This is a genomic window from Nostoc parmelioides FACHB-3921 (genome assembly GCF_014696625.1).
Classification (GTDB): domain Bacteria; phylum Cyanobacteriota; class Cyanobacteriia; order Cyanobacteriales; family Nostocaceae; genus Trichormus; species Trichormus parmelioides.
Map to the genome: position 1 here is coordinate 60,519 of NZ_JACJQL010000006.1, position 25,554 is coordinate 86,072.

The window sequence follows — 25,554 nt, forward strand, 5'->3', positions numbered from 1 at the left end:
TAGTCAATGGTCATTGGTCAACAGTCTAAATTCAAAATATGGACTATGGACTATAGACTATGGACTATTTTCCCAATTCTTGCGATCGCCATGTAGCTGCTTTGACGGCTTCAATTAAGGCGGAACGGAATCCCGCTTTTTCAAGTTGGGCAATCCCCGCGATGGTAGTACCGCCAGGGCTGGTAACTCGGTCTTTGAGTTCAGCTGGGTGGAGTTTACTTTCGTGTAATAATTGGGCTGTTCCTAGCACAGTTTGTAATGCTAGTTGATTGGCAATTCCTCTAGGTAAACCCGATGCAACTCCCCCATCAGCGAGGGCTTCTACTAATAAAGCGACATAAGCCGGGCCACTACCAGAAAGACCAGTAACTGCATCCATCAAGCTTTCGGAAACTTCCACTACTTCCCCTACTGCCGAAAAAATTTGTTGCGCCAATTTCTGGTGTTGGGCGTAAGTGTATGCACCGGAGCAGATAGCGGTCATCCCTGCGCCTACAGTGGCTGGGGTATTGGGCATGGCTCTAATGACTGGTGATTGGGGAAACGCCGCTTCTAGCTGGCTTAAAGACACCCCTGCGAGAATAGAGACAACAAGAGGGGAATGGTCTGTGAATACTGTATCTGCTAATTCTTGAGCGATCGCACTAAACACTTGTGGTTTCACCGCCAAGAATACAACGTCTTGAGCTTGTGTGAATACCAAACTGTTATCTGTGGTCACAGCCACATGATATTTTTGTTGTAAAAAAGCTTGTCGCGCTGTTTGCGGTTCGCTGACTATGACTTCTGATGGTTGATAAATTCCCCGCGCAATAAGGCGGGATAAGAGCGCTTCTCCCATTACCCCGCCACCAATTAAACCAAATTTTATAGTCATTAGTCGTTAGTCGTTATTCGTTAATCAATAGTCAATAGTCAATAGTCAAAAATTTTGCACCTCTGGAATCTTGACTATGGACTATTGACTAATTTAACTTTATTGTGCCATCCGGTTGGTTTCGTTGCCCCAAGCTGGTGGATTAGTTGAAGCTGGCCGTGCTGGACGTGCTGGGGGTTGGGGTACTTCATGAATAACTCCACCTTGGGTGCTAACTTGCACACAGCTGGGGGTAAACAAAAAGATACTTTCGCCAATACGTTCTTGATGTCCATCTAGCGCGTAGGTTCCACCTGCAACAAAATCAACAGCTCTTTGTGCTTGATCTGGGTCCATGATGGTCAAGTTCAGCACTACTGATTTACGTTCGCGCAATGCTTGAATTGCCTGGGGCATTTCTTCAAATGTACGAGGTTCAAGCACCAATACTTCAGAAATCCCGTTAATTGCTCCTGGCATACCAATCACATTCCCCATCGCAGATTTTGTTCCTGTTGCTACGTCATCACCCATTGTAGTCATGGGTTCGCGCCAACGTCGATTGTTTGGGGCAGCTTCTGCTGGTGCTGGTTGGGGATTTTCTTGTTGATACAGGTTTTGGTAGTTATCTGTATCTGCCTCTTCTTCGTAGTATTCGTATTCTACCTGCTCATTGAGACCAACAAAGTCTCGCAGTTTAGAAAATATATTGTTCATTTAGTTGCACTCCTTCTGCAAATTGCCTCTAATTATCCGGTTTATCGTTGATGTAACTATTCAACTAGCTACAAAGGGCAAATAGCCTACTAATTTTATCGCTATTTGTAGCATCTACTACTGCTATTGGCAATGAACTGACGCTATTGGGAACGCCTGTACATTAACCTAGATACAATAATTGAGTCAAGATTATATCCCAACAATTATCCGAAAGAAAGTTGACTAAAGTTATTTTTAGTGCGTTCTCGTGATTATTTACTTTTGTTTACAGTAAAAATCTTGTAATTTATTACACTAGTATAGAAAATAATTGACCGTACCCCATACCCAGGGCGATTTGATACTAGAAAAAAAATGGAGTAATACTGCTTAAGTACGCTGACCAAATAATATAGTCCCCAATCTTACCATTGTCGCTCCAGCTTGTACTGCCAATTGGTAGTCCCCTGACATACCCATCGATAACTGATCCATGTGAATATGATCCCAATTTTGTTCAGCAATATCTTTTGCTAATTTGGAAGTGCTATTAAATACATGAAAAATTTTCGCATCATTTAAGCCAAAAGGTGGAATTGTCATTAAACCCTGAATTTGTAAAGTTTTACACTGGTTGAGTGCAGGTAAATCTGGCAGCAGTTCTGGTACACTCCAACCAGACTTATTGGGATCTGGGAGGATTTTCACCTGTAGACAAACTTGAGGATTGACTCCTAGCTGTTGCGCTAATTGGTCTAAACGCTGTGCTAGTTTCAAGTTATCTACAGAATGAATCCATTGAAATTGTTCTAGAGCTTTTTTGGCTTTGTTCGCTTGTAAATGCCCAATAAAGTGCCAAGTAATATCCGGTAAATCATGCAACTGGGCTTGTTTACTGGCAGCTTCTTGGATACGATTTTCGCCAAAATCGCGGACACCAGCAGCATAAGCAGCACGAATAACTTCAGTCGGCATTTGCTTTGTGACAGCAATTAGCCTGACTGAAGGCGGTAGGGAAGCCCGAATTTGAGTAATACGTTCGTTGATCGAACTAATCATTGGAAGGTGCGTTGGAAAACACTCTGAAGCTGATCGTACTCCTGTGATTGACCATTGCGACGCAAATTACGCAAGCGATTTTCTAACAACATTCTCGCTTCAGTGCGTCCTATCGGTTGAAACTTTATAGCTTTAATGTCATTCCCTACTAGAAAGAATAAGCGTTGAGCGTAAAGTGTTGTGAACAGATCCTGGCTTTCATCAACCATACAGATCCGATATAGCAAACCCCAAGTAGGGTGATTTATGTAAGTTTCCGAGTTTTCTGGATTCATCTATCAATCGAGTAGGAGAATCTATAATTTTTTTCGCAGTGAAAGACAAATATTCGGACAATAATACCTCTTGTGCCGGAATATTTGCATAAAGTCAGGTGAGAATCAGCAAATTTTACCCTTAAATGGAGCTTGTAAAGACCTTGATCTCATCGCTGTAGGTAGACAATGCTAACAGATGAGGTAGAGAAGCAATTGCAAAGGAGCAGGGGGATAAGAAAATGATTGACAACGCTGAAAATCCCTGATGCGTTTGTTGGCGGTGTCCAGTGACATGGGGATGCGCCCTTTGAAGTTGTAGGCACAGAGTCTCATACTGCTGTTTACTCTAACTTCTCTCCATGTTGCCATAATTATCATTCATTGGAGCAAAATAGCCCACAGGCGCATTTTCCTAATAACTGTTCCTAACAACAGTCTGCATTGCTACAGTTTTAGGAAAAATTAGGGAGTAAGGAGTGCTGAGTTAACAGTCAACCGTTAACAGTCAACATTTATTTTCCGCAGTTCCCTTGACCTCCTGTCTCTTGCTTTTATGAAATTTGATTGCCAAAGACTACTCTGATTCCCCAGAATACGGTTAAAGAGGCGATCGCTAACCAATCCCGTAATTTTAAGCGTAGGTCGTGCCAAGGGACTCGATGTTCGTTGGGACTGGTAAAACCACGTACCATCATGGCACTAGCCATTTGTGATGCCCTCAAGAGCAAATTTTCTAATAGTCTCTCGGCAACAATCATCCAAACTTTAACCGCGCCTTTTAAGCCCAGTTTTTTCCAGTTAATCGCCCTAGTCATCACAGAACGGACTAAGTTCTGCACTTCTTCTAAGACTAAGGGAATAAAACGCAAGGATAAAGTTAAAGTCAAGGTAATTTCGGTTACAGGTATTTTGAATCGTCTTAGAGGCTGCATGAGGCTTTCTATACCAGATGTAATTTCTTCTGGTGCAGTTGTCAGAAGATATAAGTTGGTGCTGTAAATAACAGTAAATATGATTGTACTTAGGCGCACGGCTAAATCTAAAGAACGACGAGTTACTTTGACTGGGCCTTTGTGAAATAGCACGTAAGTATAGCTTTTACTACTCTTTAATTGTTCTGTTGCTGTGGCAGGATTATTTGTATTGGCTGGCTGGGTTAAAACTTGTGGGTTAGCTGGTAGGCGTGATTGATAGTCTACACCCAATCCATCAGGACTAATGGCAGCGATCGCCAACACAAAAAATGATAATGTTAACAACCAGCCCATCTGCTGTTGCCACACCCGCCTGGGTATTCTAGCAATTACAGTAAAAAGGATTAATAATGCTACCAGTAGTACACGCCAGAGGTTATTAGCAAAACTATAGCTGGTAAGAAAACTCATCAACCAGATAAACTTGACTCGCGGATCGAGTTTATGTAGCCAAGTTTGCGGTTGTTCTAAGTATAATCCTAAAGGTAGCGATCGCAGTAAGTCCATAGTCAATAGTCCATAGTCAATAGTCCATAATCAATAGTTCATAGTCAATAGTCAACAGTTCATAGCTAAACACTAAGGACTAATGACCAATGACTTATGACTAATGACCATTGACAAATCTTAAACGCGAGTTGCCCGATTGGCGCTACCGCTTTCCACATCTCTAACTTTTTTACTCCGCCACAGTAAGCGAATGGGAGTCCCTTTAAAGCCTAATTGTTGGCGGAATTGTCTTTCGATGTAACGACGGTAGTTGTCGTTAAAGCGTTTAGCCTCATTCACAAATAGGGCAATGGTGGGTGGTTGGGTGCTGACTTGTGTACCGTAGTAAATTCTCCCTTGGCGACCACCGCGAGAGGTTGGAGGAGAGTGCCAACTAACAGCGTCTTCCAGGACTTCGTTAATCACTGATGTGCTAACGCGGCGTTTGTGTTCTTCGTTGGCTTTAGTCACCAACTCTAAAATCTTTTCTACCCGTTGTCCTGTGACCGCACTAACATAGATAGTGTCTGCCCATTCTGTAAAATGTAGCCGTGCTTCCAGATTTTTCTCGTAGTCGTAGATAGTATAAGAGTCTTTTTCAACGGCATCCCATTTATTGACGACGACGACACAGGCCTTACCTTCATCGAGAATTCTGCCTGCTAACTTTTGGTCTTGTTCGGTGACACCATCCAAGGCATCTATGACCAACAAAACTACATCAGCGCGGCGAATTGCTTTAAAAGCACGGTTAATACTAAAGAATTCTGTACCATAGTCAATGCTTTTCTTTTTACGAATCCCGGCTGTATCGATGAGGCGGTAGTTCTGCCCATTTCGTTCGATAAAAGTATCGATCGCATCACGAGTTGTACCGGAAATGGGGCTAACTATTACCCGTTCCTCGCCAGCAAAAGCGTTTAATAAACTTGATTTGCCAACATTTGGTCTGCCAATAATGGCAATTTTGATTTCGTTATTTTCTTCTAGTTCCGTAGCCGGAGGAAGGTGTTTAATTAGTTCGTCGAGTAATTCGCCTGTACCGTTGCCGTGAATTGCAGAGATTGGGTAAGGTTCTCCTAGTCCCAGTTCCCAAAATTCAGAGGCTTGAATCGATCCCTGGTCTGGGGATTCGCATTTGTTAACTGCCAAGAAGACTGGTACTGGTTGTTGGCGTAACCACTCGGCAATTTCTTCATCTGCCGAATTAGGGCCTGTTTGACCATTAACAACGAAAATAGCCGCACTGGCTTCGTGAAGCGCAGCTAATGCTTGTTGGCGGATCAGGGGCAAGAATTCTGTGTCATCGTTAAAGACTAAACCGCCTGTATCTACTACTTGAAATTCCCGATCGCTCCAGTAAGCTGGTAAGTAAGTGCGATCGCGTGTCACACCCGGTTCATCGTGGACAATCGCCGTTTGTTCCCCGGCGAGACGATTAACCAGGGTTGATTTGCCCACATTTGGGCGACCGATAATTGCAACAATTGGCAGTCCCATAAACCAAGGGTAAGTAAGAGAGATACTATATCACATCTCTACATTTTAGCTACTTTAAGTTTTGATTTAGCTAGGAATTGGGTGTGAGGGTGTAAGGGTGTGAGGGTGTGAGGGTGTAGAGGAAACAACTAATAATTAAGTCAAGATACCTTATCAATACTGTTCTTTTTCTAACCCCTAAACCCCTAAACCCCTACACCCCTATATTAAAAACGCCACCAAGTTTTTTGAGCATAAGCAATTAGACCGAGTGCGATCGCCGCCAGAAAAAATAATAAAATTACTCCACCAGGAATAAAGGTGAGAATACCAAAGCCTCTTAGCAGCCAGATAGCTATACCAATGCCTAAAATCACGCCTAGAAGCTGGATTAATCTGCGGTTTAAGGAAGATTGGCTCACTACTTTTTCCTCTGGTTTTCAAGTTTGCTTTATATTGTCAAGGTAACAGGATTTTTCTCAACTTTTACGTGCTGCAAGAATCAAAAACAGAGGAATACGCGATCGCCGCTCGTATGTTTTGACATCGTGAAAGTTCTCCCGTTGTGGACTAGCTTCGCGCAGATCCTCAATAATGAATCCAGCTTTTTGCAAGAGATGGAAGTAGTCTTCCACCGTGCGGTGATATTTTTGTACTGTACCACCGAGCCAGTTCGTGACTCGCAGTCCGGTCGTAAAATAATTATCGACTACCCAATTTTGGCGTGGTGTTCCAGATGTCCAGCCTTGGTCGCATGATGTAATCATAGGATGCTCAACCGAAAAGACAAACCGTCCTTTAGGTGCGAGTGCATAAAAAATATTGGTGCAAATTGGCGAGAGATCGGCGATGTAGTGCAGGGATAGTCGGGCGATAACTAGATCAAATGCTGCGTGGGGATACGCCCAATTCTCAATCGCCTGTAGAATAACCTCTCCAGTCGTATCCATCAGTGTTTGCTTTGCAACAGCAGCCATCTTATGGGAGCCTTCAACACCGAGATAGCTCGCTGCACCGTTTTGCAGTAGTTCTCGTCCAATCGCCGCATCACCACACCCCAAATCCAAGATACGTTGGCCAGTAATAGGTCGCATGAGATCCATTATCACGGGTTTTTCCAACGTATCGTTAGCTGAATCTGTACGTTGGCGGAGGCTCATATACGTGGCAAAAACGGATTCATCATCATAGAAGTTTGGGCCTGTCTGCTCCATAGGTTTTTTCCTTTGCAGTCAGCTGATAACCTCATCGGTATACTAGCAAATTAGTATTCGTTGGTTGTCCGTGGTTATCTTTTCCCTTCCTCAATGTTTTCTGCTCCTCGGTTTCTTCTGTTCCCCAGTCCGCGATCGCTCCCACTCCTAAACCCGCATTATGAGGGCAAATTACAAAAGCCTACACTTGTCTACTCTTTATACCCTATATTTTTTGTATAGCAGCTATCTGAAAAAGAGCATAACAACGTAACTTTAAATAAATTTCATATAGTAGTTAGATATACGGTTTTTTACGTAAATTTTCTGAAAAATAATCTAAAAATATTTAATTCCGGAAAACTTATGTGTTGAACTGGAACTAAAATTGGGTATGTTGAATTTGATGCCTGAAAATGGTTTTTTATTCAACTCCAAAGGTGGATAAGTTGAGGAGTGAATCTAAATTATGTCTGCATCTTATATTTCAGACCCAGTTATTGCAGGTACAAATATGACTTGGAGTCAAGAAAAGCAAAGCTTGTTGATGCAGGGTGAAATCTTAGTAGAAACGCGATCGCACACTGCTTGGGGTGGTGCTGTTTCTGCTTGTATGTATTTGCCCTTGAGGCGATCGCAAGTCTGGCAGCAAATCACTGATTACCCTCGCTGGGTACAATACTTTCCAGACATTACCAAAAGCGAAGTTTTACAACGTGGCGAAGTTAAACGCCTGTATCAAGCAGCACAAAAGGCGTTTTTCTTTTTCACGGCTCAAGTCGAAATTTATCTTAATGTTGTCGAAGTCATAGGTCATAAAATTCAATTCCGTATGGAAAAAGGAACTTTCGTTGACTTCACAGCCAATTTGGAACTGAAAGATTGTGGCGACGGAACTCTACTAATTTATGGTGTTCAAGCTACTCCTAATATTCCCGTACCTTCCATTTTCATCCAACAAGCGATGAATTTTGAACTACCTGCCAATATGCGGAAAATGCGACAAGTTATCTCCAATTCTGTTAATTTTTGAGGGCTGTTAGCAATAACAGAGTGTTCAACCCTTGTTGAGTAAAATATTGTTCTGCCAACCCCCAATCTCTAATCTTAAAAAACCATATACGGTTGAATAAATTGATATCCAGCTTCTTTGATTTTGCGATTGGAAACTTTGGCATTATAGGGACGATTACTCTTTGCTGTCTCATCCCAAATTACCTGAGTGAGATTATATTTACTCAACAGAGTATCTAACAATTCTCTACTAGGCAAATGTGCATCATCCACTAGATTATAAACGCCTTGTAATGGATTGTTGCGGACAAATTCTATAGCCCCGACAATATCGTCTAGATGAATCCAGTTGGTGATATCACTACCATCACCAGGGCGAGTTGTACCGGGAACTCTACTAAATATTTTTACTAGTTCCCGTCCGGGGCCATAAATGCCTCCTAAACGGAAGATACAAACACGAAGATTGACACTAGAAGCTGATAGTAAAATATCTTCTGTTTCCTGAAGAATTTCACCATTGCGACTGCTGGGTAAAGTAGGTGTTGCTTCGTCTACCCACTCACCATTTCTATTACCATAAACTGAATAGCTGCTTGTATATATTAGTTGTTTGACACGGGAATTTTGTTGTAAGGCGGAGACTAAAGTTTTGGCTGTGTTGAGGTATGCTGCTTCATATAAATCACTACCTTTTGCTCCCACACTCAACAAGACAACATCTTGATTTTGGAGAATATTTGTTAGTTTATCTAGTTCGTCGCCTTGAGTTACTACAACCTTGTGTGCCACTTTTTGTAGTGCTGTCACACGTTCAGGTGTAGTTGTCGTAGCAGTTACAACTAGATGAGGGTTTTGTTGCCAATGTTGTGCGATCGCACAACCAACATAGCCACAGCCAATAATTGCAATATTCATGCTTGATTTAGAGTCATTAGTCATTAGTCAACAGTCCATAGTTTTTCCTCTGTTCCCCAGTCCCTAGTCCCCAGTCCCCAGTCCCGCATTTTTAGGGAATTTGTACTGATTTACAGCATAAATTTCTCAAAATTAATATATTTATTGAGTAGGGTTGATATTACCCATTCCTCAGCAAATTTAATTAGTTATGCCCCTAGATTTAGAAAGATTTTATCAAGCTTGCAATCCTAGCAGACCTTTGATGATGGGTGATGCTAGCGATCGCCGCTATTATATCGATTTTGCGGCAGTCCGGGGCGGTAAAATCATTGAGGCTTTACTACGTACAATTACTAGAATATCACCAGATGCTCCGACTTGTCAGCTATTTACGGGGCATCTTGGTTGTGGAAAATCCACAGAGTTATTGCGACTCAAAGCCGAGTTAGAAGAACAGCAATTTCACGTAGTTTATTTTGAGTCTACCCACGTCTTAGAAATGGCTGATGTGGATGTGACGGATATTTTACTCGCCATAGCCGGTCAGGTAAGCGAAAGTTTAGAAGCTATAAAAATTCAAATCAAACCCAACTACTTTACTAAGTTGTTTGGGGAAGTTGTGGATTTTCTGCAAACGCCAATTGAACTAGGGGTGGAAGGTGAGTTATCTGTGGGTATTGCCAAGATTACCGCCAAAACCAAAGAAAGCCCCCAATTACGGCGGAGATTGCGAGATTACTTAGAGCCAAGGACTCAAAATATACTACAATCGATTAATCAGGAATTATTAGAGCGTGCTACTAAAGACCTCAAAGCCTTAGGAAAGAAGGGATTAGTGGTTATTGTTGATAATTTGGATCGGGTAGCAATTCGACCTTTACCTTCTGGGCGATCGCTACCAGAATACTTGTTTATTGAACGGGGTGAGCAGTTACGCAAGCTCAATTGTCATGTAGTTTACACCATTCCTTTAGCTTTAACTTTTTCCAACTACAGCGCCGAACTACAACAACGCTTGGGGGGAGGGGTAGCACCGAAGGTTTTACCGATGATACCTGTACGCCTGCGGTCTGGGGAAATTTTTACTCAGGGATTAACACTAATGCGAGAAATGATTCTGGCCAGGAGTTTCCCTGACATTGACCCTAGCGATCGGTTAGGCTTAATTACAGACGTGTTTGATAATTTGGAAACATTAGATCGCCTGTGCTTGATCAGTGGTGGTCATGTACGGGATTTGTTAGGATTGCTGTTCGATTGTCTGCGTGAACAAGACCCACCTTTTGGGCGGGAGTGTGTCGAATTGGTGATTCAAAGACAACGAGACTACCGTGCTAACGCCATTGACCCCCACGAATGGGAGTTAATTTTTCAAGTGGTGCAGCAGCAGAGGGTAAGAGGTGATATTGAATACCATACATTATTGCGGAGTCTGTTTGTTTTTGAATACCGTGACCATCAAGGAGCTTGGTTTGCTGTCAACCCAGTTATAGCGGAGACACAAAAATTTAAATCATGGTTGAAGGACACCCATCAGTAGATATTAAAGTAGCTAATGAGCGTGCTTTTACAAGTTTATGGAGAGCGATCGCTCTTTCTCATGGTAGTTTTTCTGTAGCGTTGGTTTACTGTAATTATCGAGTCTTGCAAGAGAAGATACTGCAACGACTGGATGCAATATCTGTTGAGAATCCCATTCAAAAAGTTGTCTTACCTCCTAACACCAGAAGTCTTTATACCACTCTCCATTTAAATTTACTCCCCCAACAGCAACAGCCATCAGCTTTGATGGTTTTGGGTTTAGAGTCAGTCGAGGAAATTGACGATTTACTCAGAGCTATTAATCATATCCGAGATGAGTTTCCCAAACGTCATTCATTTCCGATGATATTTTGGGTGAATGAAGAAGTTTTGCAAAAAGTTATCCGTTTAGCGCCTGATTTCGCCAGTTGGGCGGCGACACCGATTCGGTTTGAGATGACAACACCAGAGTTGTTACAATTTCTTCAACAGGAAACAGACTCTTTATTTACCAGAGTCTTACCCAAGAACATAGGACAACACCAACAGCCTCAATTCGGTGATGATTACTCTACTTTAGAGCAGGTCTGGGAACATAGTAATGAACTGCACTATGCTATTGCGGAACTCCATGAGCGTGGTATTACCTTAGAGCCAGAATTAAACGCCAGTTTAAAATTTGTGTTTGGCTTAGATGATTATGTCAGCGATCGCATTCATCATGCCTTAAATCATTTTCAACAAAGTCTGCAAATTTGGCAACGATTGGGGAACGGGGATTGGAAATTGGGGGCTGGGGAAGGGGGTATATCTTTTCCTGTTCGCCCTACTCCTTTATCTTCCCCAATTCTCAGACAGGGAGTTTTGCAATTATATATAGGGTTATGTTACTGCCGTTTAGCGGAGCAGAATCAGCTAGATAATCGTCGTCATTGGGAAACAGCGAAATTCTATTTTCAAGAATGTTTGGAGATTTTTCAGGTAGCTGGAAGACCAGATATAGCATCAGAATTTATTGGTCAATTGGCGGAAGTTTTGGAACATCTGCAAGGATGGGATGAATTACAAACCGTTGCAGAAAAAGCACTGGAGTTACACCATACCTACGGTAGTCAAATTCAACTGGCTTGCGATTATGGTTTTTTGGCGCAGGTGGCGTTACAGCAGTCGCGCTGGGTGCAGGCGAGTATTTTGGCACACGTATCACTATTAAAATTAACTGAGGCGGAAAAGCAGAACGATAGTGACCGCCATCATTGCTTATTTCCCTTACTGTTGGCACAAATATATTATTTAGTTTTAGCCAAAGCCCAACAAAACTTAGGTGAACAAGCCGTTGCACAGGAATATTTAGATAAAGCAGCCAAAGAATTACCAGCCGCTTTAGAAAATAGCACCCATCAATATGACGCTCATCGTTATATTAGAATGCTGCGGACATTGCGATCGCTCTATTTTGAAGCAGGTAGATATCTGGAAGCCTACCGCATCCGCCAAAAACGCCGTTCTGTAGAACAACAGTACGGTTTTCGGGCTTTTATTGGTGCGGGAAGACTGCAACCCCAAAGACAAGCAACCAACCCAGCTTTGATGTTACCTTCTGGAAGTAGTAGCATTGCTTTAGAAATCGCCGCTTCTGGTCGAGAACAGGATATAAATAACTTAATTGGCAGAATTAGCCGGGCTGACCAAAAATTGATTGTGATTCACGGCCCCTCAGGGGTGGGGAAAAGTTCCACTGTGACAGCTGGTTTAGTCCCAGCGTTACAAAATCGGGCGATCGGTGATCAAATTGCCATGCCTGTGGTACTGCAAGTATACACCGATTGGGTGCGGGAATTAGGAAAGGCTTTAACTGAGGCTGTGACTCATATTTCCGGAGATGTCAGCATTACGCCAGAGATTTTATCCACACCGACACCAGGGATGGATGTGGGCTATGCTCGACCGATGGCGATCGCTGATATATTAGGACAATTACGCCAAAATGCCAACAACCACCTGATCACGGTGCTGATTTTCGACCAGTTTGAAGAATTTTTCTTTGGATATAGCGATGGCGTTACGCCCACCGTAGGTGATCGTCAACAAAAAAAAGAATTTGATCAATTTCTCAGTCAATGTCTGAATATATCCTTTGTCAAAATCATTTTCTCCATCAGAGAAGATTATTTACACCGCTTATTAGAATTTAAACATCTTTCTTACCTGGAAGCGGTTAATAATAATATTCTTGATAAACAAATCCGTTATCAATTAAATAATTTTTCCCCAGAATATGCCAAAGTCATCATTCAAAAATTAACAGCACGTTCTCAAGTCAATTTGGAACCAGCTTTAATTGATGCGGTGATTGAAGATTTATCAACCGAACTAGGAGAAGTCCGCCCCATTGAATTGCAGGTAGTTGGCGCACAAATCCAAGATGAGCGCATTAATACCCTAAAACAATATCAGCAATATCGACCAAATAAACTCATAGAAAGATATATCAAAGAACTGATCAAAGAGTGTGGCCCTGAAAATGAGCGTGCGGCTTTACTTGTTTTATATTTATTAACAGATGAAAGCAACAAACGACCTTTTAAAACCCGTGCCGAATTAGCTGCTGAATTAGCAGAGTTAGAAGACCCGGAAAAACTAGATTTAGTCTTAGATATTTTAGTTAACTCTGGCTTAGTTGTCTTGTTTCCTGATATTCCCGAACGTTATCAACTCATACATGATTATTTAGTCGATTTGATTCGCTATCTCCAACAACAGGAATCCAGCTTACAAGCACAACTTGACCAACTACGCCGCAAAGTCCAACAAAGTCAAAGTGAAATTGCCCGCCTAAAAAGCGAACTTAGCCAAAAAAAGCAATATAAACTCACAGATACTCATTTCCAACAGGGTTTAGATTTAGTCACACAATTGCGGGAATTACGTAAGCGAGAAGAACTAACTCAACTAGAAATTGAACAATTACGTGCTGAACTCAAAGAAAAGGAATTAACTGCCCAACTAGCCGAAAGCCAGAAACAACAAAGGCTAAGTGAAGCCAAACTCAATCGTTCGCTGAAAATTGCCCTGACCGCCTCATGTCTCGCCATCTTGGGGTTAAGTGTTTCTATTATTACAGCAGTAGATAGCGAAATTAAAACCCTCAGCGTCTCTAGCGAAGCCCTGTTTGCTTCCCAAAAAGGTCTTGATGCGGTGAAAGAAGGTGTCAAAGCCGCCAGAAAGCTGCAACGGGCTATTTGGGTAGACCCTTACACCAGAGAACAGGTACAAACAGCACTCTATCAAGCCGTTGTGGGAGTGAGGGAATACAACCGTTTAGACGGGCATACCGCAGGGGTAAACAGCGCTGTTTTTAGCCCTGATGCTTCCCTGATTGCTTCCGCCAGCGCCGATAATACCATCAATCTCTGGCGTAATGATGGCAGCTTAATCAACACCTTATCCAAACATACTAATGTAGTAAATAGCGTCAACTTCAGCCCTGATGGCTTGTTAATTGCCTCTGCTAGCCAAGACAAAACGGTAAAACTGTGGAACCGAGTCGGTCAACTAGTAACTACTCTACAAGGGCATGAGGATGTAGTAAATAATGCTAGTTTTAGTCCCGATGGTTCCCTGATTGCTTCCGCCAGTAGCGACAAGAGTGTAAAACTATGGAGTCGAGAAGGAAAATTACTCAAAACTTTATCAGGTCATAATGATGCAGTCTTGGGAATAGCTTGGACACCAGATGGTCAAACTCTCACTTCCGTAGGTGCTGACAAAAACATCAACTTTTGGAGTCGGGATGGTCAACTACTCAAAACCTGGAAAGGACATGATGATGCAATCTTGGGTGTAGCTTGGTCGCCCAATGGGGAAATACTCGCCACCGCCAGTTTTGATAAGACTATTAAACTGTGGAATCGCCAAGGTAATTTATTAAAAACCCTATCAGGACACACGGCGGGAGTCACAGCCGTCACCTTTAGCCCTAACGGTCAAACTATCGCTTCCGCCAGTGTTGATGCAACCCTGAAACTTTGGAGTCCTGGCGGTTTGCTGTTGGGAACCTTAAAGGGTCATAACAGTTGGGTAAATAGTGTTAGTTTTAGCCCTGACGGCCGCACCTTCGCCTCTGGTAGCCGAGATAAAACAGTGACACTATGGCGCTGGGATGAAGTGCTATTACGAAACCCCAACGGTGATGGTAACGACTGGGTGACAAGTATTAGCTTTAGTCCTGATGGTGAGACTTTGGCGGCGGCGAGTCGAGACCAAACTGTCAAAATTTTATCTCGGCAAGGGAAACTATTAAACACCTTCAAAGGGCATACAGGGTCAATTTGGGGCGTAGCGTGGTCGCCAAATCGGCAGATGATAGCCTCAGCCAGTAAAGATCAAACAGTGAAATTATGGAATCGAGATGGCAAATTATTACGTACCTTACGAGGTCATCAAGATGCAGTTTTAGCTGTAGCCTGGTCGTCGGATAGTCAGGTAATAGCTTCTGCTAGTAAAGATAAAATGGTGAAACTCTGGAGTCGAGACGGGCAAATACTCCACACCTTACAAGGTCATACTGATGCAGTCAATTGGGTCAGTTTTAGCCCTGATGGTAAATTGTTAGCCTCCGTCAGCGATGATACCACCGTGAAGTTATGGAATCGAGACGGTCAACTACTCCACACCCTCAAGGAACATAGCCGCCGGGTAAATGGGGTAGCATGGTCGCCAGATGGGCAAATTGTAGCTTCTGCCAGCATCGACGGGACAGTCAAGCTGTGGAATCGGGATGGTAGCTTGTTAAGAAATTTATCGGGTGATGGTGATAGTTTTATTAGTGTCAGTTTTAGCCCTGACGGTAAAATGTTAGCGGCTAATAGTGATGATCAAATCAGGCTTTGGAACCAGAAAGGCACATTGCTAATGGTTTTAAAAGGCGACAAAGATGAATTAACCAGTGTTACCTTCAGTCCCGACAGTCAAATTTTGGCAGCAGGCGGGGGCAATGGTCAAGTGATTTTCCAGAATTTAGCGGAAATTAAACTCGAAAATTTACTAGCGCGGGGGTGTAATTTACTACAAGATTATTTAAAAACTAATCTGGATGTGACAAAAAGCGATCGCACCTTATGCCCCAATACTAACAACAGGTGAGACTATTGACTGTTGACCGTTGACTCTTTATTTTGAATTTTGAATTTTGAATTTTGAATTGAATCATCTCTCCACAACTTCCCTCACGAGAATTGCCAACTTATCAGCACTATCAGGAACAGCGATCGCCTTGGCATTTTCCCCCATTTTGGCTAACTCTGCGGGGGACTGTAATAAATTTAAAACTTGAGTTTGCAATAACTCTGCTGTCAAATCAGCTTGCTTAAAGCTTAAAGCTGCACCAGCTTTGGTAAATACCTCAGCGTTGTAAGATTGATGGTCTTCCGCCGCAAAGGGATAGGGAATCAAAATTGCTGGTGTGCCACACACAGCCAATTCTGTTAAGCTACCAGCACCAGAACGGCTAATTGCTAAACTAGCCCGTTGCAGCAAGGCGGCCATATTGTCGTAGAAGGGTAATTCTATATATTGGGGATGCTTGAGACTATCAACATCAGGATCGCGATCGCCTGTTAAATGTACCACGTAAGCCCCAGCCTCAAACCAAGCTGGAGCCGCTTGACGCACTAACTGATTCACCGCCACCGCCCCTTGGCTACCCCCAAACACCACAATTACAGGGACATCCCCAGGAATGGCTAAATCTAGTTGCGAATTATTACCGAGATTTAAGAATTGCGATCGCACTGGAGTACCCACACAAACATTCGTAGCACGGGGTAAATACTTCGCAGCCGCATCAAATCCTAAGGCGACTACACTACACCAAGGGCCAAAAAAGCGGGTAACTTTGCCGGGTAAAGCGTTCGATTCATGAAAAATTACAGGTAAACCCAGAGAACGGGCTGCAATCACTGCTGGCCCGGCGATATATCCCCCTGTGGTGACAACTCCTTGAAAATTACCTTGTTTCAACAGTCGGCGGACTTTTAGAATCGAACCGATCAGTTTACCTAATATGACTAAAGATGACAGTCCCAAGCCTTGCTGAAACCCTTCGACTGCAATAGTATTCAAAGGATATTGTTTAGGGACTAGCTGAGTCTCTAGGCGATTGGGGACACCAAGCCATTCAATCTCATAGTCTGGTAATTTTTCTGCCAGTGCGATCGCCGGAAACAAGTGTCCACCAGTCCCACTGGCAGCTATTAGTAATTTTATCGGTGCGTTTACCATGCAAAGTCTACCGTTTAGCGCCTAGCTTAACTAAGATAAAACAATTTCCTGTCCTTCTCCACTCCCATCAGTAAACTCTTCGCTATGACAAAGATGATTTTTTTGTTACTGAAACGCCAAAGTAGATTTCCTCGTAGCATTTGGCTGATTTTGTGTATTTTATCCTTGGGTCTCGTCAACATTTGGCAACCTACCCAAGCCATCGAAGTAGCTCAAAGCAGAACTACCCAAAACGCCCCTACTGAATTAAAAAGTCTGTTGACGCAAATTGATGCTGCGGCTAGTAAAGGGGATATTAAAGGAGTATTACAGTTTTATACCCCCACTTTCACTCATGGGGATGGGTTAAACCGCCAAACTCTGGAACAAGCCTTAGTAAAATTTTGGCAGCGTTACCCCAAATTGCAATACACCACACAACTACAGTCATGGAAGTCTGAAGGTAACGCTATTATCGCAGAAACTGTTACTAACATCACTGGTTCAGCGTCAGGAAATAATAACTTGGCTCTTAATGCCACTGTTAGATCCCGTCAGCGTATTACAGGCGGAAAAATCTCCCGCCAAGAAATTCTAGCGGAACGTACCTTAATTACTTCTGGTAACAAACCACCCCAAGTAGATGTTAAATTACCACAACAGGTAAAAGTTGGACAGCAGTATAATTTTGATGCGATCGTCCAAGAACCTTTGGGGGAAGATTTGCTATTGGGAACCGCACTAGAAGAAGCGATTCAACCTGCCAAATATCTCAACCCCACATCCGTAGATTTGCAATTACTCAATTCCGGTGGTCTTTTTAAAGTAGGACGCGCCCCATCCACCCCAGGTAATCGCTGGATTTCCGCCGTTATCCTCCGTGGCGGTGGTATGACAATGGTGACACAGCGTTTACAAGTGGTGAGATAGTAGTAGGTGGGTCAATAGTCAATAGTCTGTAGTTGACTGTTGACTGTTGACTATTGACTATTGACTATTGACTATTGACTATTGACCATTGACTCTTAACCTATGATTTCCCTGAAGAATCAAATTGTTTTGATTACCGGCGCAAGTAGTGGGATTGGTAATGCTTGCGCTAGGATTTTTGCTGGTGCGGGTGCAAAACTGATCTTGGCGGCGCGACGGTTGGAAAGGTTGCAACAGTTGGCTGATGAACTAAATCAAGATTTTGGTGTAGAGACTCACTTATTACAGTTAGATGTGCGCGATCGCCCTCATGTTGAATCTGCTATCACTAGTTTACCCCCAGCTTGGTCGGCAATTGATATTCTCATTAATAACGCTGGTCTCAGTCGCGGTTTAGATAAGCTTTATGAAGGCGACTTTCAAGACTGGGAAGAGATGATTGATACCAACGTTAAAGGTCTGCTTTATCTAACCCGTTATGTGGTTCCAGGAATGGTAAGTCGTGGCCGTGGTCATGTCATCAACCTTGGTTCCATCGCCGGACATCAAACCTATCCTGGTGGTAATGTTTATTGTGGGACAAAAGCCGCCGTCAAGGCAATTTCCGAGGGCTTAAAACAAGATTTGTTAGGTACTCCAGTACGGGTAACTTCTGTTGACCCTGGTATGGTGGAAACAGAATTTAGCGAAGTCCGTTTTCATGGTGATACAGAACGGGCGAAAAAAGTTTACCAAGGAGTCAACCCACTAACACCAGAGGATGTTGCTGATGTCATCTTTTTTTGCGCCACGCGATCGCCTCATGTCAATATTAACGAAGTCATACTCATGCCTGTTGACCAAGCCAGCGCCACATTAGTCAGTCGCAAATCATAACCTACTTTCATCACTTAAGCTACTCTTGCTTGAACTTGCAAATCTTTTCGTGTTAACAGTTAACCGTCAACAGCTATACTTGCTTCGACCAAAATCCTATAATCGACTCTTTGTAGGTATCACAATCATGGCAAAATAAGGCACTTCAGACGGATCAACTTCATCTAAAGGTACAATCCTTTGCTGTGTCGTTGTTGCTCGCTCGATATACAATGCCCGTGATACTAGTCCTAATTGATGTAGGATATCGCGCACTTTGGTAAAGTGGCGACCTAGTTTCATAATGGCGGCTGCATCAGTTGTCAGCAATTTGGAAGTGAGTTCTTCGGCTGGGAGGGGTGCGGGTAGTACTGTGAGAATATCGTTGTAGTAGGTGAAGGGTACACCCAAGGAAACGGGACAAGCCATCAGTGAGGAAACGCCGGGGACGACTTCAGTTTGGTATTTTTCAGAAAGGCGTGTAAATACATACATGAATGAACCGTAAAAAAACGGGTCGCCTTCACACACCACTACTACATCTCGTCCGGCTGCTAGATGTTCGGCTATGGGTGCAACTTCTTGGTCGTAGATTTCCTGGGCTTTTTCTGGTTCTAAAGCGCGGGGGAGGTGATAGGCTACTTCGATTTGTTCACCTGTGAGATATTGGGAAACGATCGCTCGCGCTATACTTTCTTTATCTGTGGCTGATTGATAGGCGATAACGGGAGCAGCACGTAGTAACCGTAATGCTTTCAGGGTCAATAATTCGGGGTCTCCTGGCCCTACACCCACCCCATAGAGACGACCTTTAGCTGTCATGATTATTCTTCCTCCGTTGCCAGGGCGTTAACTGCGGCGGCGGCGATCGCACTCCCACCCCGCCGACCATGTAAAGTCATATATGGGATATTACGGCTATCTGCTGCCAATGCTGCTTTTGATTCAGCCGCACCCACAAACCCGACGGGGAAACCCAAGATTAAGGCAGGTTTAGGGCATCCTGCATCTAGCATTTCCAATAAGCGAAATAGGGCTGTAGGTGCATTCCCAATGGAGACAACTGCCCCTTCTAGATGGGGTATCCACAATTCCAAAGCTGCCGCCGAACGTGTATTACCCAATTTTTTTGCTAGTTCTGGCACTTCTGGTTCATTCAAGGTACAGATAACTTGGTTGTCAGCAGGTAAGCGCCGCCTTGTCACCCCGTCGGCTACCATACGGCAATCACACAAAATCGGTGCGCCGGCTGCTAGTGCTGCCCTGCCTGACTGTGCTGCTGTGGCTGAATATCCCAAATCTGTGACAATATCTGTCATTCCACAGGCATGAATCAGGCGTACTGCCACTTTTGCTATATCTGGCGGGAGTATATCTAGGTTTGCTTCCGACCGGATGATAGCAAAGGAATTGCGGTAGATTTCATTAGCATCGTGGATGTAGTCAGACATGGGATTTGCTTGAGGAAATAACTGCTTTAGTTGGGGTGTCTCATAGTGGTTAGCGAATTACCCGAAGGATTCGTCTATTTTTGCTTGTTCGTTCTTATACACTTTTAGTATTCGCTCTATAGTTGTCGGCAATTCAGCAACAGTTATATGAGGGTGGATTTCCCGACCAAATTTTTCATGACTATCACCATTACCCACATAAACTTGATACCCCTCTCCAGTTTCATTATTAACACCGAGTAGGGTAATATCACTTTTGTCGTGGTGGGCGCATGATTTATCACAACCGCTAAAGTGGATAGTTACTGGGTGTTCTAGTGTGATGTGAGATTCTAGGTAATTTGCTAGCGCGAGTGCATGATTTTTGGTATCTGTAGCCGCCGACGCACAACCTTGAATACCAGAACAAGCGACTAATCCACTCTTGATATTTGCGGCTGAAAAGTCTAATCCTAACTCCAAAATGTGACTCTGAACATCAGTCAGCGATTGTTGGGGAATGTCTGTTAACAACAGGTTTTGCCAAGGTGTCAGCCTGAGAGTTCCATTCCCATATTTGGCAGATAAATCGGCTAAACCCCTGACTTGCCAAGTTTCCAAGCGACCAAGGGGTAAAACAATACCAATATAGTATAAGTTTTGCTGGTGTTGGGGATGAATGCCAATGTGATATTTAGTGTGTGATCTTCCCCCCAAACCCTCTCCTACAAGGCTTGTCTTCTCCCCCTTCCCTCTCACGGAAGGGGGTAGGGGGGTTAGGTTTTTTCCCCCAAGAGGAATAGTTAAACGTTTTTCAACTTCTTGAAGATAATTATTTAACCCTAAACTATTGACTACTTCCCGCAGACGGGGCTTGCGTTTATTATGAGCATCAGTATGAGCTAAGTAAATCTCTGTTAAAGCCACTAAAACTGGTAACCATTCCTCTGTTGACAACAAAATTCCGGTGTCGATAGGTGGTTTTCCTTTCGCACCGATACTTAGGCACAGACGGAAGTAGACTCTGTTCTCTACTAAAGTGGCGGCAAATGTGATATCGTTGAGGCGATCGCTTACCGAAACTAATCCCCCACCATCAAAACACACGCTAAATTTTGCTGATAGCCCTGACAAGACGGAATTTTCAGTAATGTAATTATCCCAACTTGTAACGAAGGGACGGGTATCGATTAATTCTTGAGGATCAATACCAGCAGTGGGACTGGTCATAATATTACGAATTTGGTCTACACCTGTATTGCTAGAACCCAAACCAAGTTCTTGCAAATACCTGAGGACTGTATAATCTATATCGTTGCGAATTTCCCGGATTTGGATGTTAGCTCGATTCGTCACATCCACATAGCCGCCACCATATTGTTCAGCAATATCTGCGATCGCCTGACATTGTTTACTATTAATAATTCCACCTGGTATTCTGATGCGAGACAAGATCCCATCTTGGGCAGGTGTGGCATAAAACAAGCCAGGACAAGGTGTTGAACCAGACAACAAGACAATCACTCCTTCCCTGTGCGACGCAGAGATTAGACAGCTAACTCTTGGAATTGGCATTCTGACTCGGAAAGTTACAAAAATTTTTCTTGCGACTTTTCATTACAGTTGCGGCACAGCCCCGGAATCGCACCGGAGTTTCCCAACACCAAGCTTTAGTAATTTACCATGAGTTGCCACTCATCATATTGACTGCTTCATATTTTTCATTAACTCGATTGTCTTTGTTAATTAGAGTTAATATCAAATAAACAGAAATTAATATAAGATTCATGCTCAATTTCTAAAATGTACGTAGGGTGTGCAATGCTCTCCGTATCTTGGTTGTGGTGGGCATTGCACACCCTACACATACTGAATATTTCTCAGAAACCACATCTGATTCCTATAGTTGAATTAAATACTAATTAGAAAAAAGGGCGTTGCTGATTAGTGGGATGATTTTTGTCGGGCTACGCCCCGCTAACGCTAACACGCAAAGGCGCAAAGACGCATTCGCTGAAAGCGTTCCCGAAGGGTAGAATCAATATTCTGCTTTGCAAAAAAGTCTCAATTCATCCCGCATTTATGCAACGCCGAAAAAAGATAACCGACTTATTTAATAAATCGGTTATCTCAGCTTTTAGCGCTTAAACTATTAACAAACGACAACAATATTATTGTTAAACGCCGACCTTTGCCTTTGACCAAACGCCGTTTTCATCTTCATCAAATTTTTGATGCACAGCCTCCCAAGCTGCTTGTTCAGCAGTAAACTCGTCAGTCGTCTCATTTAGCACACCGTTATAACGTTCAATAAAGGTGCTTTGAGCTTCCGAAGAAAGATGAGAACGCACTTCAGGAGATAAATCTTCCGGACTCTTGCAAGGCCCAGGACAAGGACGAGTTAAAGTTTTATCAATTGTGCTGATTTCTTCTCCACCAGCACTTTCTAAGAGTAGTTGAAATTCACCAGCGCGATCGCTTGGCACTTCTGTTAATAACAAAAATTCGCCAGCTTGTAGGCGGGTTTGGTAGATTGCAGCTTTATCCTCTGGCATTCCCAATGTGGTCAGAACTGAGACTAAACCAGCGCCAGCACTACCGGCGATCGCCCCACTAGCTGCCCCCAATAGTAAAGCACTGATGGGGCCTGCTGCCACAATCGGCCCGACAAAGGGAATAAACAGTACGCCTACACCTGTTAACAAGCTGAGGAAGGAACCAAACAAGGAACCAAAAATTGCCCCTGTCCGCAAACCACCCAAAATTACGTCTCTTTTAGTAATAAAACCTGCAATCCGAGTTTCGGATTGAAAATTTCTACCCATGACTGAGATATGGTCTCTGGGTACACCTCTATCTAACAAACGGCGAATTACATCATCAACTTGTTTCTGCTCTTTAAATACGGCAGAAATAGTACGTTCTGCTTGATAAACTTCTGGCACTTGTATACTCCCTAATTTTATTTTTATTTATCTCTAGTTCTGTGCCTTTGTGATGGAAAAATTTTTTCTTCTACTACAAAGGCACAGTCACAAAGACATTACACACCAACAGGTGTTTTAGTTTCTGTTGCTGGTTGTGTTCCATTTGGCTCAATTGGTTGCCCTTCGATAAATGAACGCAACATCCAAGCGATTTCTTCGTGTTCTTCCATGAGTCCGGTGAGGAAGTCGGCAGTTCCTTGATCTTGAAACTCATCGCCACTGCGGTTTACATGGTCTCTGAGGTTACGAATCAATTGCTCATGATCCTGCACGAGATTAGCGACCATTCCCGTAGCGCTAGGAACATCTCCAGCGTGTTCTTTGAGTGTGGCAAGTTGCAAAAATCCTTCCATTGAACCTACAGGATAACCACCTAAAGTCCGGACTCGTTCAGCGATCGCATCAATACTTTCTGTCAGTTTTTCGTAGTGTTCTTCCCATAGTTCATGCAGACTGCGAAACTGTGGCCCGACCACATCCCAATGGTATTTTTTTGTTTTCACCAAAAGTAAATAAGAATCTGCTAAATCTTGATTCAACAGATTAATTACTCCTTGACGTTGCTCGTCTGTTAAACCAATGTTTATTCTAGGCATTGCTTTTCATTCTCCGGTGAACTTATAGTTTAAGTTCTCAAAATATCGGTTACATTTACATCGGTCACTAGAAAGATTGTCCTTTATAAATAATTCCAACTAAAGGATTACTTGAAGATTTGATTCTGTAAAAATCTAAAGATTATGACAGTCGATATTTTCCTCAGAGGTTATTTATAAAGCGAAAATAAAATTATTGTAGGAGAGCCAGTGCGTTGTAGAGGTTTCCTCCGTTGTAGCAACTGGCTCCCTTAAAATAAGATTATTGATGCTTACTTGTTGCCGGTGACTTTTTCCAAGAAGTTCTGGATCTCACCTTCTACTGAGGTTGAGTCTTGGGAATTTGCAGGACGCTTCTGCTTATCGATATCTGCGGCTCCTTGAACTTCGTTTAGTCCTTCATTAGATTTCTTTTGAACTTCTTTTAGCCCAGGAGGAGCAGATCTAGCAACTTCGTCAGTCGCTTTCTGGGTTTCTAAAAGTTGGTCTGTAGCTTCTGTAGGTTCACTTTGGTAGCTAGTAATGGCAAAAGCAGGAACTGTGCTAGATAGAAATAACAATGCACAAGTAAAAGCAACAACTAAAAAGCGGACTGGGCGTAACATAGATAAAACAACACTAAAAATCTTCATTTGCAACCCTCATTGTTAGCATCAACTACTCTTAACTCTTACTTTGAGAAAGAAGCACAGATTTTTATTTAAGCAAATTAAATAAATGGACTGCTTCCTTAGAAGAAGTTGTTAAGTTACAAGTTTGGCCAATAATTATTTTTGATATACTTGCATTTGATTGAACAATTCAAGTATTCACTTGGTTTTAGTTATTCTGACCAGGGACTTGTATGATAATTTTATATCTTAAAAAAATAAACTAATACATCGACCTGTGGAGTGAATTTGGCTTTATTATTATTTATGATAAAATACTTCTTTAGATAGATCGCGTATATATTAATTATCCATTTACTTATTTTATCAAGATTTTTTACTTTTAGAATATATGAACTAAATTATCTATTCCTCAAAATATTTATAGGTTGCGTCTAATAAAATCAGTCAAAAATACTATTGTTTCAATCTTGATATTTATCAATAAAATTGCAATTGTTCATAATCAAAACAAAGATTTAAAACTAAGTATTAACACGGCAAAAATACCCGAAATTTGGTAATGAGTAAAAACTCTATAGTATACGGATATAAGATTTTCAGTTTGTTTTTATAATTATGTGATTTTGTGATGATTTTCTGCGTAAGAATCCCTGGTATAGTTCATAAAAATGGTTTTTATGTAGTATCAAATTTCAGAAGAAGAGGCGATCTCCTGAGATATCGTTCCGCAAATGCGCTGATGATTTCCTTTCCCAGTTTGATAAATTCAGCAGAATCACGGTTACGTAATTTTGTGCTTTTGATCAAAACTGCGATTATCCAGTTTATGAGGGTGAGTTGATGATTAGCCCTGTAACAAACGTCATTCGCGTCAATCAGGCGATGGCAAAAGAAGTTGCTCATGAGTGGGAGCGAGCCTCATGTAGTGAAATCAGTGCCTACTGTTTGCATATCTTGCAAGAGATCGGTTGTAGTTATACTGAACTCCCAGAAAACCTACAAACACGCGAACAGCAACTTAACTTAATCGCAGGCTTTGCATCTTATGCCTTTGGGGAGGTAGAAAATGTCCAAACTGCTAATTGAAGATAATTTTGACGATAATTTTTATGCCTCAGAATGGGCAGAAACAGTAACTGTACCAGCAACGGATGACGATTTGTTAATTTTGACTCAAAAGTTATCTAATCAGTTCGTCCCGACCAAGGTATTTTTTCAAGCTGTAGCGATCGCTGCCTATGATGGTGCATCTGCTTTCCGCTATGCTGATAATTATTTGACTAGCGCTAAACGTAAAAATAGGCGTAAAAATCCCTTGTTATTCAGGAAACCGTTGACAAATTTTGATTATAACTAAAGCTTTACAGGTGTAGGTTTTTCACATCAGAGCTAGTCACATTCTACGATAGATTCTCTATTTATCTCTTCTCTGACTTGTTC

23 protein-coding genes are annotated in these 25,554 nt (G+C 42.5%); 7 read left to right on the plus strand and 16 right to left on the minus strand.

Features of this window, described 5'->3' with window-relative positions; all coding sequences use genetic code 11:
• Nucleotides 1-64 precede the first annotated feature (64 nt).
• From proC to H6G14_RS06560, 8 genes are all read right to left on the minus strand, one after another.
• Nucleotides 65-877, minus strand: a complete 813-nt coding sequence (gene proC / locus H6G14_RS06525) for a pyrroline-5-carboxylate reductase (RefSeq protein ID WP_190566288.1) — start codon at nt 875-877, stop codon at nt 65-67.
• A gap of 99 nt (nt 878-976) precedes the next feature.
• Entirely contained in the window at nt 977-1,573 is a 597-nt protein-coding gene (locus tag H6G14_RS06530; RefSeq protein WP_011319648.1) for a cell division protein SepF, read from the minus strand.
• Nucleotides 1,574-1,945: 372 nt separating this feature from the next.
• The gene (locus H6G14_RS06535; protein ID WP_190566289.1) at nt 1,946-2,614 is read right to left on the minus strand and encodes a YggS family pyridoxal phosphate-dependent enzyme; all 669 of its coding nucleotides are present in this window, start codon (nt 2,612-2,614) and stop codon (nt 1,946-1,948) included.
• The gene (pipX, locus tag H6G14_RS06540) at nt 2,611-2,889 is read right to left on the minus strand and encodes a transcriptional coactivator PipX (RefSeq protein ID WP_010994661.1); all 279 of its coding nucleotides are present in this window, start codon (nt 2,887-2,889) and stop codon (nt 2,611-2,613) included. Before pipX ends, H6G14_RS06535 begins: the two co-directional genes overlap by 4 nt.
• 533 nt (nt 2,890-3,422) lie before the next feature.
• Entirely contained in the window at nt 3,423-4,352 is a 930-nt protein-coding gene (locus tag H6G14_RS06545; protein WP_190566362.1) for an energy-coupling factor transporter transmembrane component T family protein, read from the minus strand.
• Between the two features lie 120 nt (nt 4,353-4,472).
• Nucleotides 4,473-5,834 (minus strand): ribosome biogenesis GTPase Der, encoded by a 1,362-nt coding sequence (gene der / locus H6G14_RS06550; RefSeq protein WP_190566290.1) that lies wholly within the window; start codon nt 5,832-5,834, stop codon nt 4,473-4,475.
• A 206-nt stretch (nt 5,835-6,040) separates the two neighbouring features.
• Complete coding sequence (locus tag H6G14_RS06555; protein ID WP_190566291.1) at nt 6,041-6,235, minus strand: hypothetical protein; 195 nt, start codon at nt 6,233-6,235, stop codon at nt 6,041-6,043.
• 57 nt (nt 6,236-6,292) lie between these two features.
• Complete coding sequence (locus H6G14_RS06560; protein ID WP_190566292.1) at nt 6,293-7,027, minus strand: class I SAM-dependent DNA methyltransferase; 735 nt, start codon at nt 7,025-7,027, stop codon at nt 6,293-6,295.
• 448 nt (nt 7,028-7,475) lie between these two features.
• Here H6G14_RS06560 and H6G14_RS06565 point away from each other — a divergent pair, with 448 nt between their 5' ends.
• Nucleotides 7,476-8,039 (plus strand): SRPBCC family protein, encoded by a 564-nt coding sequence (locus tag H6G14_RS06565; RefSeq protein WP_011319643.1) that lies wholly within the window; start codon nt 7,476-7,478, stop codon nt 8,037-8,039.
• 74 nt (nt 8,040-8,113) lie between these two features.
• Here the strand turns inward: H6G14_RS06565 and H6G14_RS06570 are convergent, their stop codons facing one another.
• Nucleotides 8,114-8,938: an SDR family oxidoreductase gene (locus H6G14_RS06570; protein WP_190566363.1), complete on the minus strand. Its 825-nt coding sequence runs from the start codon at nt 8,936-8,938 to the stop codon at nt 8,114-8,116.
• A gap of 190 nt (nt 8,939-9,128) precedes the next feature.
• Here H6G14_RS06570 and H6G14_RS06575 point away from each other — a divergent pair, with 190 nt between their 5' ends.
• On the plus strand, nt 9,129-10,460 hold the full coding sequence (locus H6G14_RS06575) for a P-loop NTPase fold protein (RefSeq protein ID WP_190566293.1): 1,332 nt from the start codon (nt 9,129-9,131) through the stop codon (nt 10,458-10,460).
• On the plus strand, nt 10,436-15,586 hold the full coding sequence (locus tag H6G14_RS06580; RefSeq protein WP_190566294.1) for a WD40 domain-containing protein: 5,151 nt from the start codon (nt 10,436-10,438) through the stop codon (nt 15,584-15,586). The genes H6G14_RS06575 and H6G14_RS06580 overlap by 25 nt, the downstream gene beginning before the upstream one ends.
• 63 nt (nt 15,587-15,649) lie before the next feature.
• Here H6G14_RS06580 and murG read toward each other — a convergent pair whose 3' ends face one another.
• Complete coding sequence (gene murG / locus H6G14_RS06585) at nt 15,650-16,723, minus strand: undecaprenyldiphospho-muramoylpentapeptide beta-N-acetylglucosaminyltransferase (RefSeq protein WP_190566295.1); 1,074 nt, start codon at nt 16,721-16,723, stop codon at nt 15,650-15,652.
• Between the two features lie 84 nt (nt 16,724-16,807).
• Here murG and H6G14_RS06590 point away from each other — a divergent pair, with 84 nt between their 5' ends.
• The gene (locus H6G14_RS06590; RefSeq protein WP_190566296.1) at nt 16,808-17,632 is read left to right on the plus strand and encodes a Cif family virulence factor; all 825 of its coding nucleotides are present in this window, start codon (nt 16,808-16,810) and stop codon (nt 17,630-17,632) included.
• Between the two features lie 102 nt (nt 17,633-17,734).
• The gene (locus H6G14_RS06595; protein WP_190566297.1) at nt 17,735-18,508 is read left to right on the plus strand and encodes an SDR family oxidoreductase; all 774 of its coding nucleotides are present in this window, start codon (nt 17,735-17,737) and stop codon (nt 18,506-18,508) included.
• A 96-nt stretch (nt 18,509-18,604) separates the two neighbouring features.
• Here H6G14_RS06595 and H6G14_RS06600 read toward each other — a convergent pair whose 3' ends face one another.
• The 6 genes from H6G14_RS06600 to H6G14_RS06620 form a co-directional block, all read right to left on the minus strand.
• Nucleotides 18,605-19,309: a precorrin-2 C(20)-methyltransferase gene (locus tag H6G14_RS06600; RefSeq protein ID WP_190566298.1), complete on the minus strand. Its 705-nt coding sequence runs from the start codon at nt 19,307-19,309 to the stop codon at nt 18,605-18,607.
• Between the two features lie 2 nt (nt 19,310-19,311).
• Nucleotides 19,312-19,938: a precorrin-8X methylmutase gene (locus H6G14_RS33500; RefSeq protein ID WP_242053366.1), complete on the minus strand. Its 627-nt coding sequence runs from the start codon at nt 19,936-19,938 to the stop codon at nt 19,312-19,314.
• 57 nt (nt 19,939-19,995) lie between these two features.
• The gene (gene cobG / locus H6G14_RS06605; protein WP_242053367.1) at nt 19,996-21,492 is read right to left on the minus strand and encodes a precorrin-3B synthase; all 1,497 of its coding nucleotides are present in this window, start codon (nt 21,490-21,492) and stop codon (nt 19,996-19,998) included.
• Between the two features lie 602 nt (nt 21,493-22,094).
• Nucleotides 22,095-22,862 (minus strand): ChaB family protein, encoded by a 768-nt coding sequence (locus H6G14_RS06610; protein WP_190566299.1) that lies wholly within the window; start codon nt 22,860-22,862, stop codon nt 22,095-22,097.
• Nucleotides 22,863-22,960: 98 nt separating this feature from the next.
• Nucleotides 22,961-23,500 (minus strand): Dps family protein, encoded by a 540-nt coding sequence (locus H6G14_RS06615; protein ID WP_190566300.1) that lies wholly within the window; start codon nt 23,498-23,500, stop codon nt 22,961-22,963.
• A 272-nt stretch (nt 23,501-23,772) separates the two neighbouring features.
• Nucleotides 23,773-24,132, minus strand: a complete 360-nt coding sequence (locus tag H6G14_RS06620) for a hypothetical protein (RefSeq protein ID WP_190566301.1) — start codon at nt 24,130-24,132, stop codon at nt 23,773-23,775.
• 822 nt (nt 24,133-24,954) lie between these two features.
• On the opposite strand from H6G14_RS06620, the gene H6G14_RS06625 reads away from it, so the two are divergent.
• Entirely contained in the window at nt 24,955-25,200 is a 246-nt protein-coding gene (locus tag H6G14_RS06625) for a hypothetical protein (protein WP_011319625.1), read from the plus strand.
• Nucleotides 25,181-25,471, plus strand: coding sequence for a hypothetical protein (locus tag H6G14_RS06630; protein WP_190566302.1), 291 nt, complete (start codon nt 25,181-25,183; stop codon nt 25,469-25,471). Before H6G14_RS06625 ends, H6G14_RS06630 begins: the two co-directional genes overlap by 20 nt.
• The last annotated feature ends 83 nt before the right edge of the window (nt 25,472-25,554 follow it).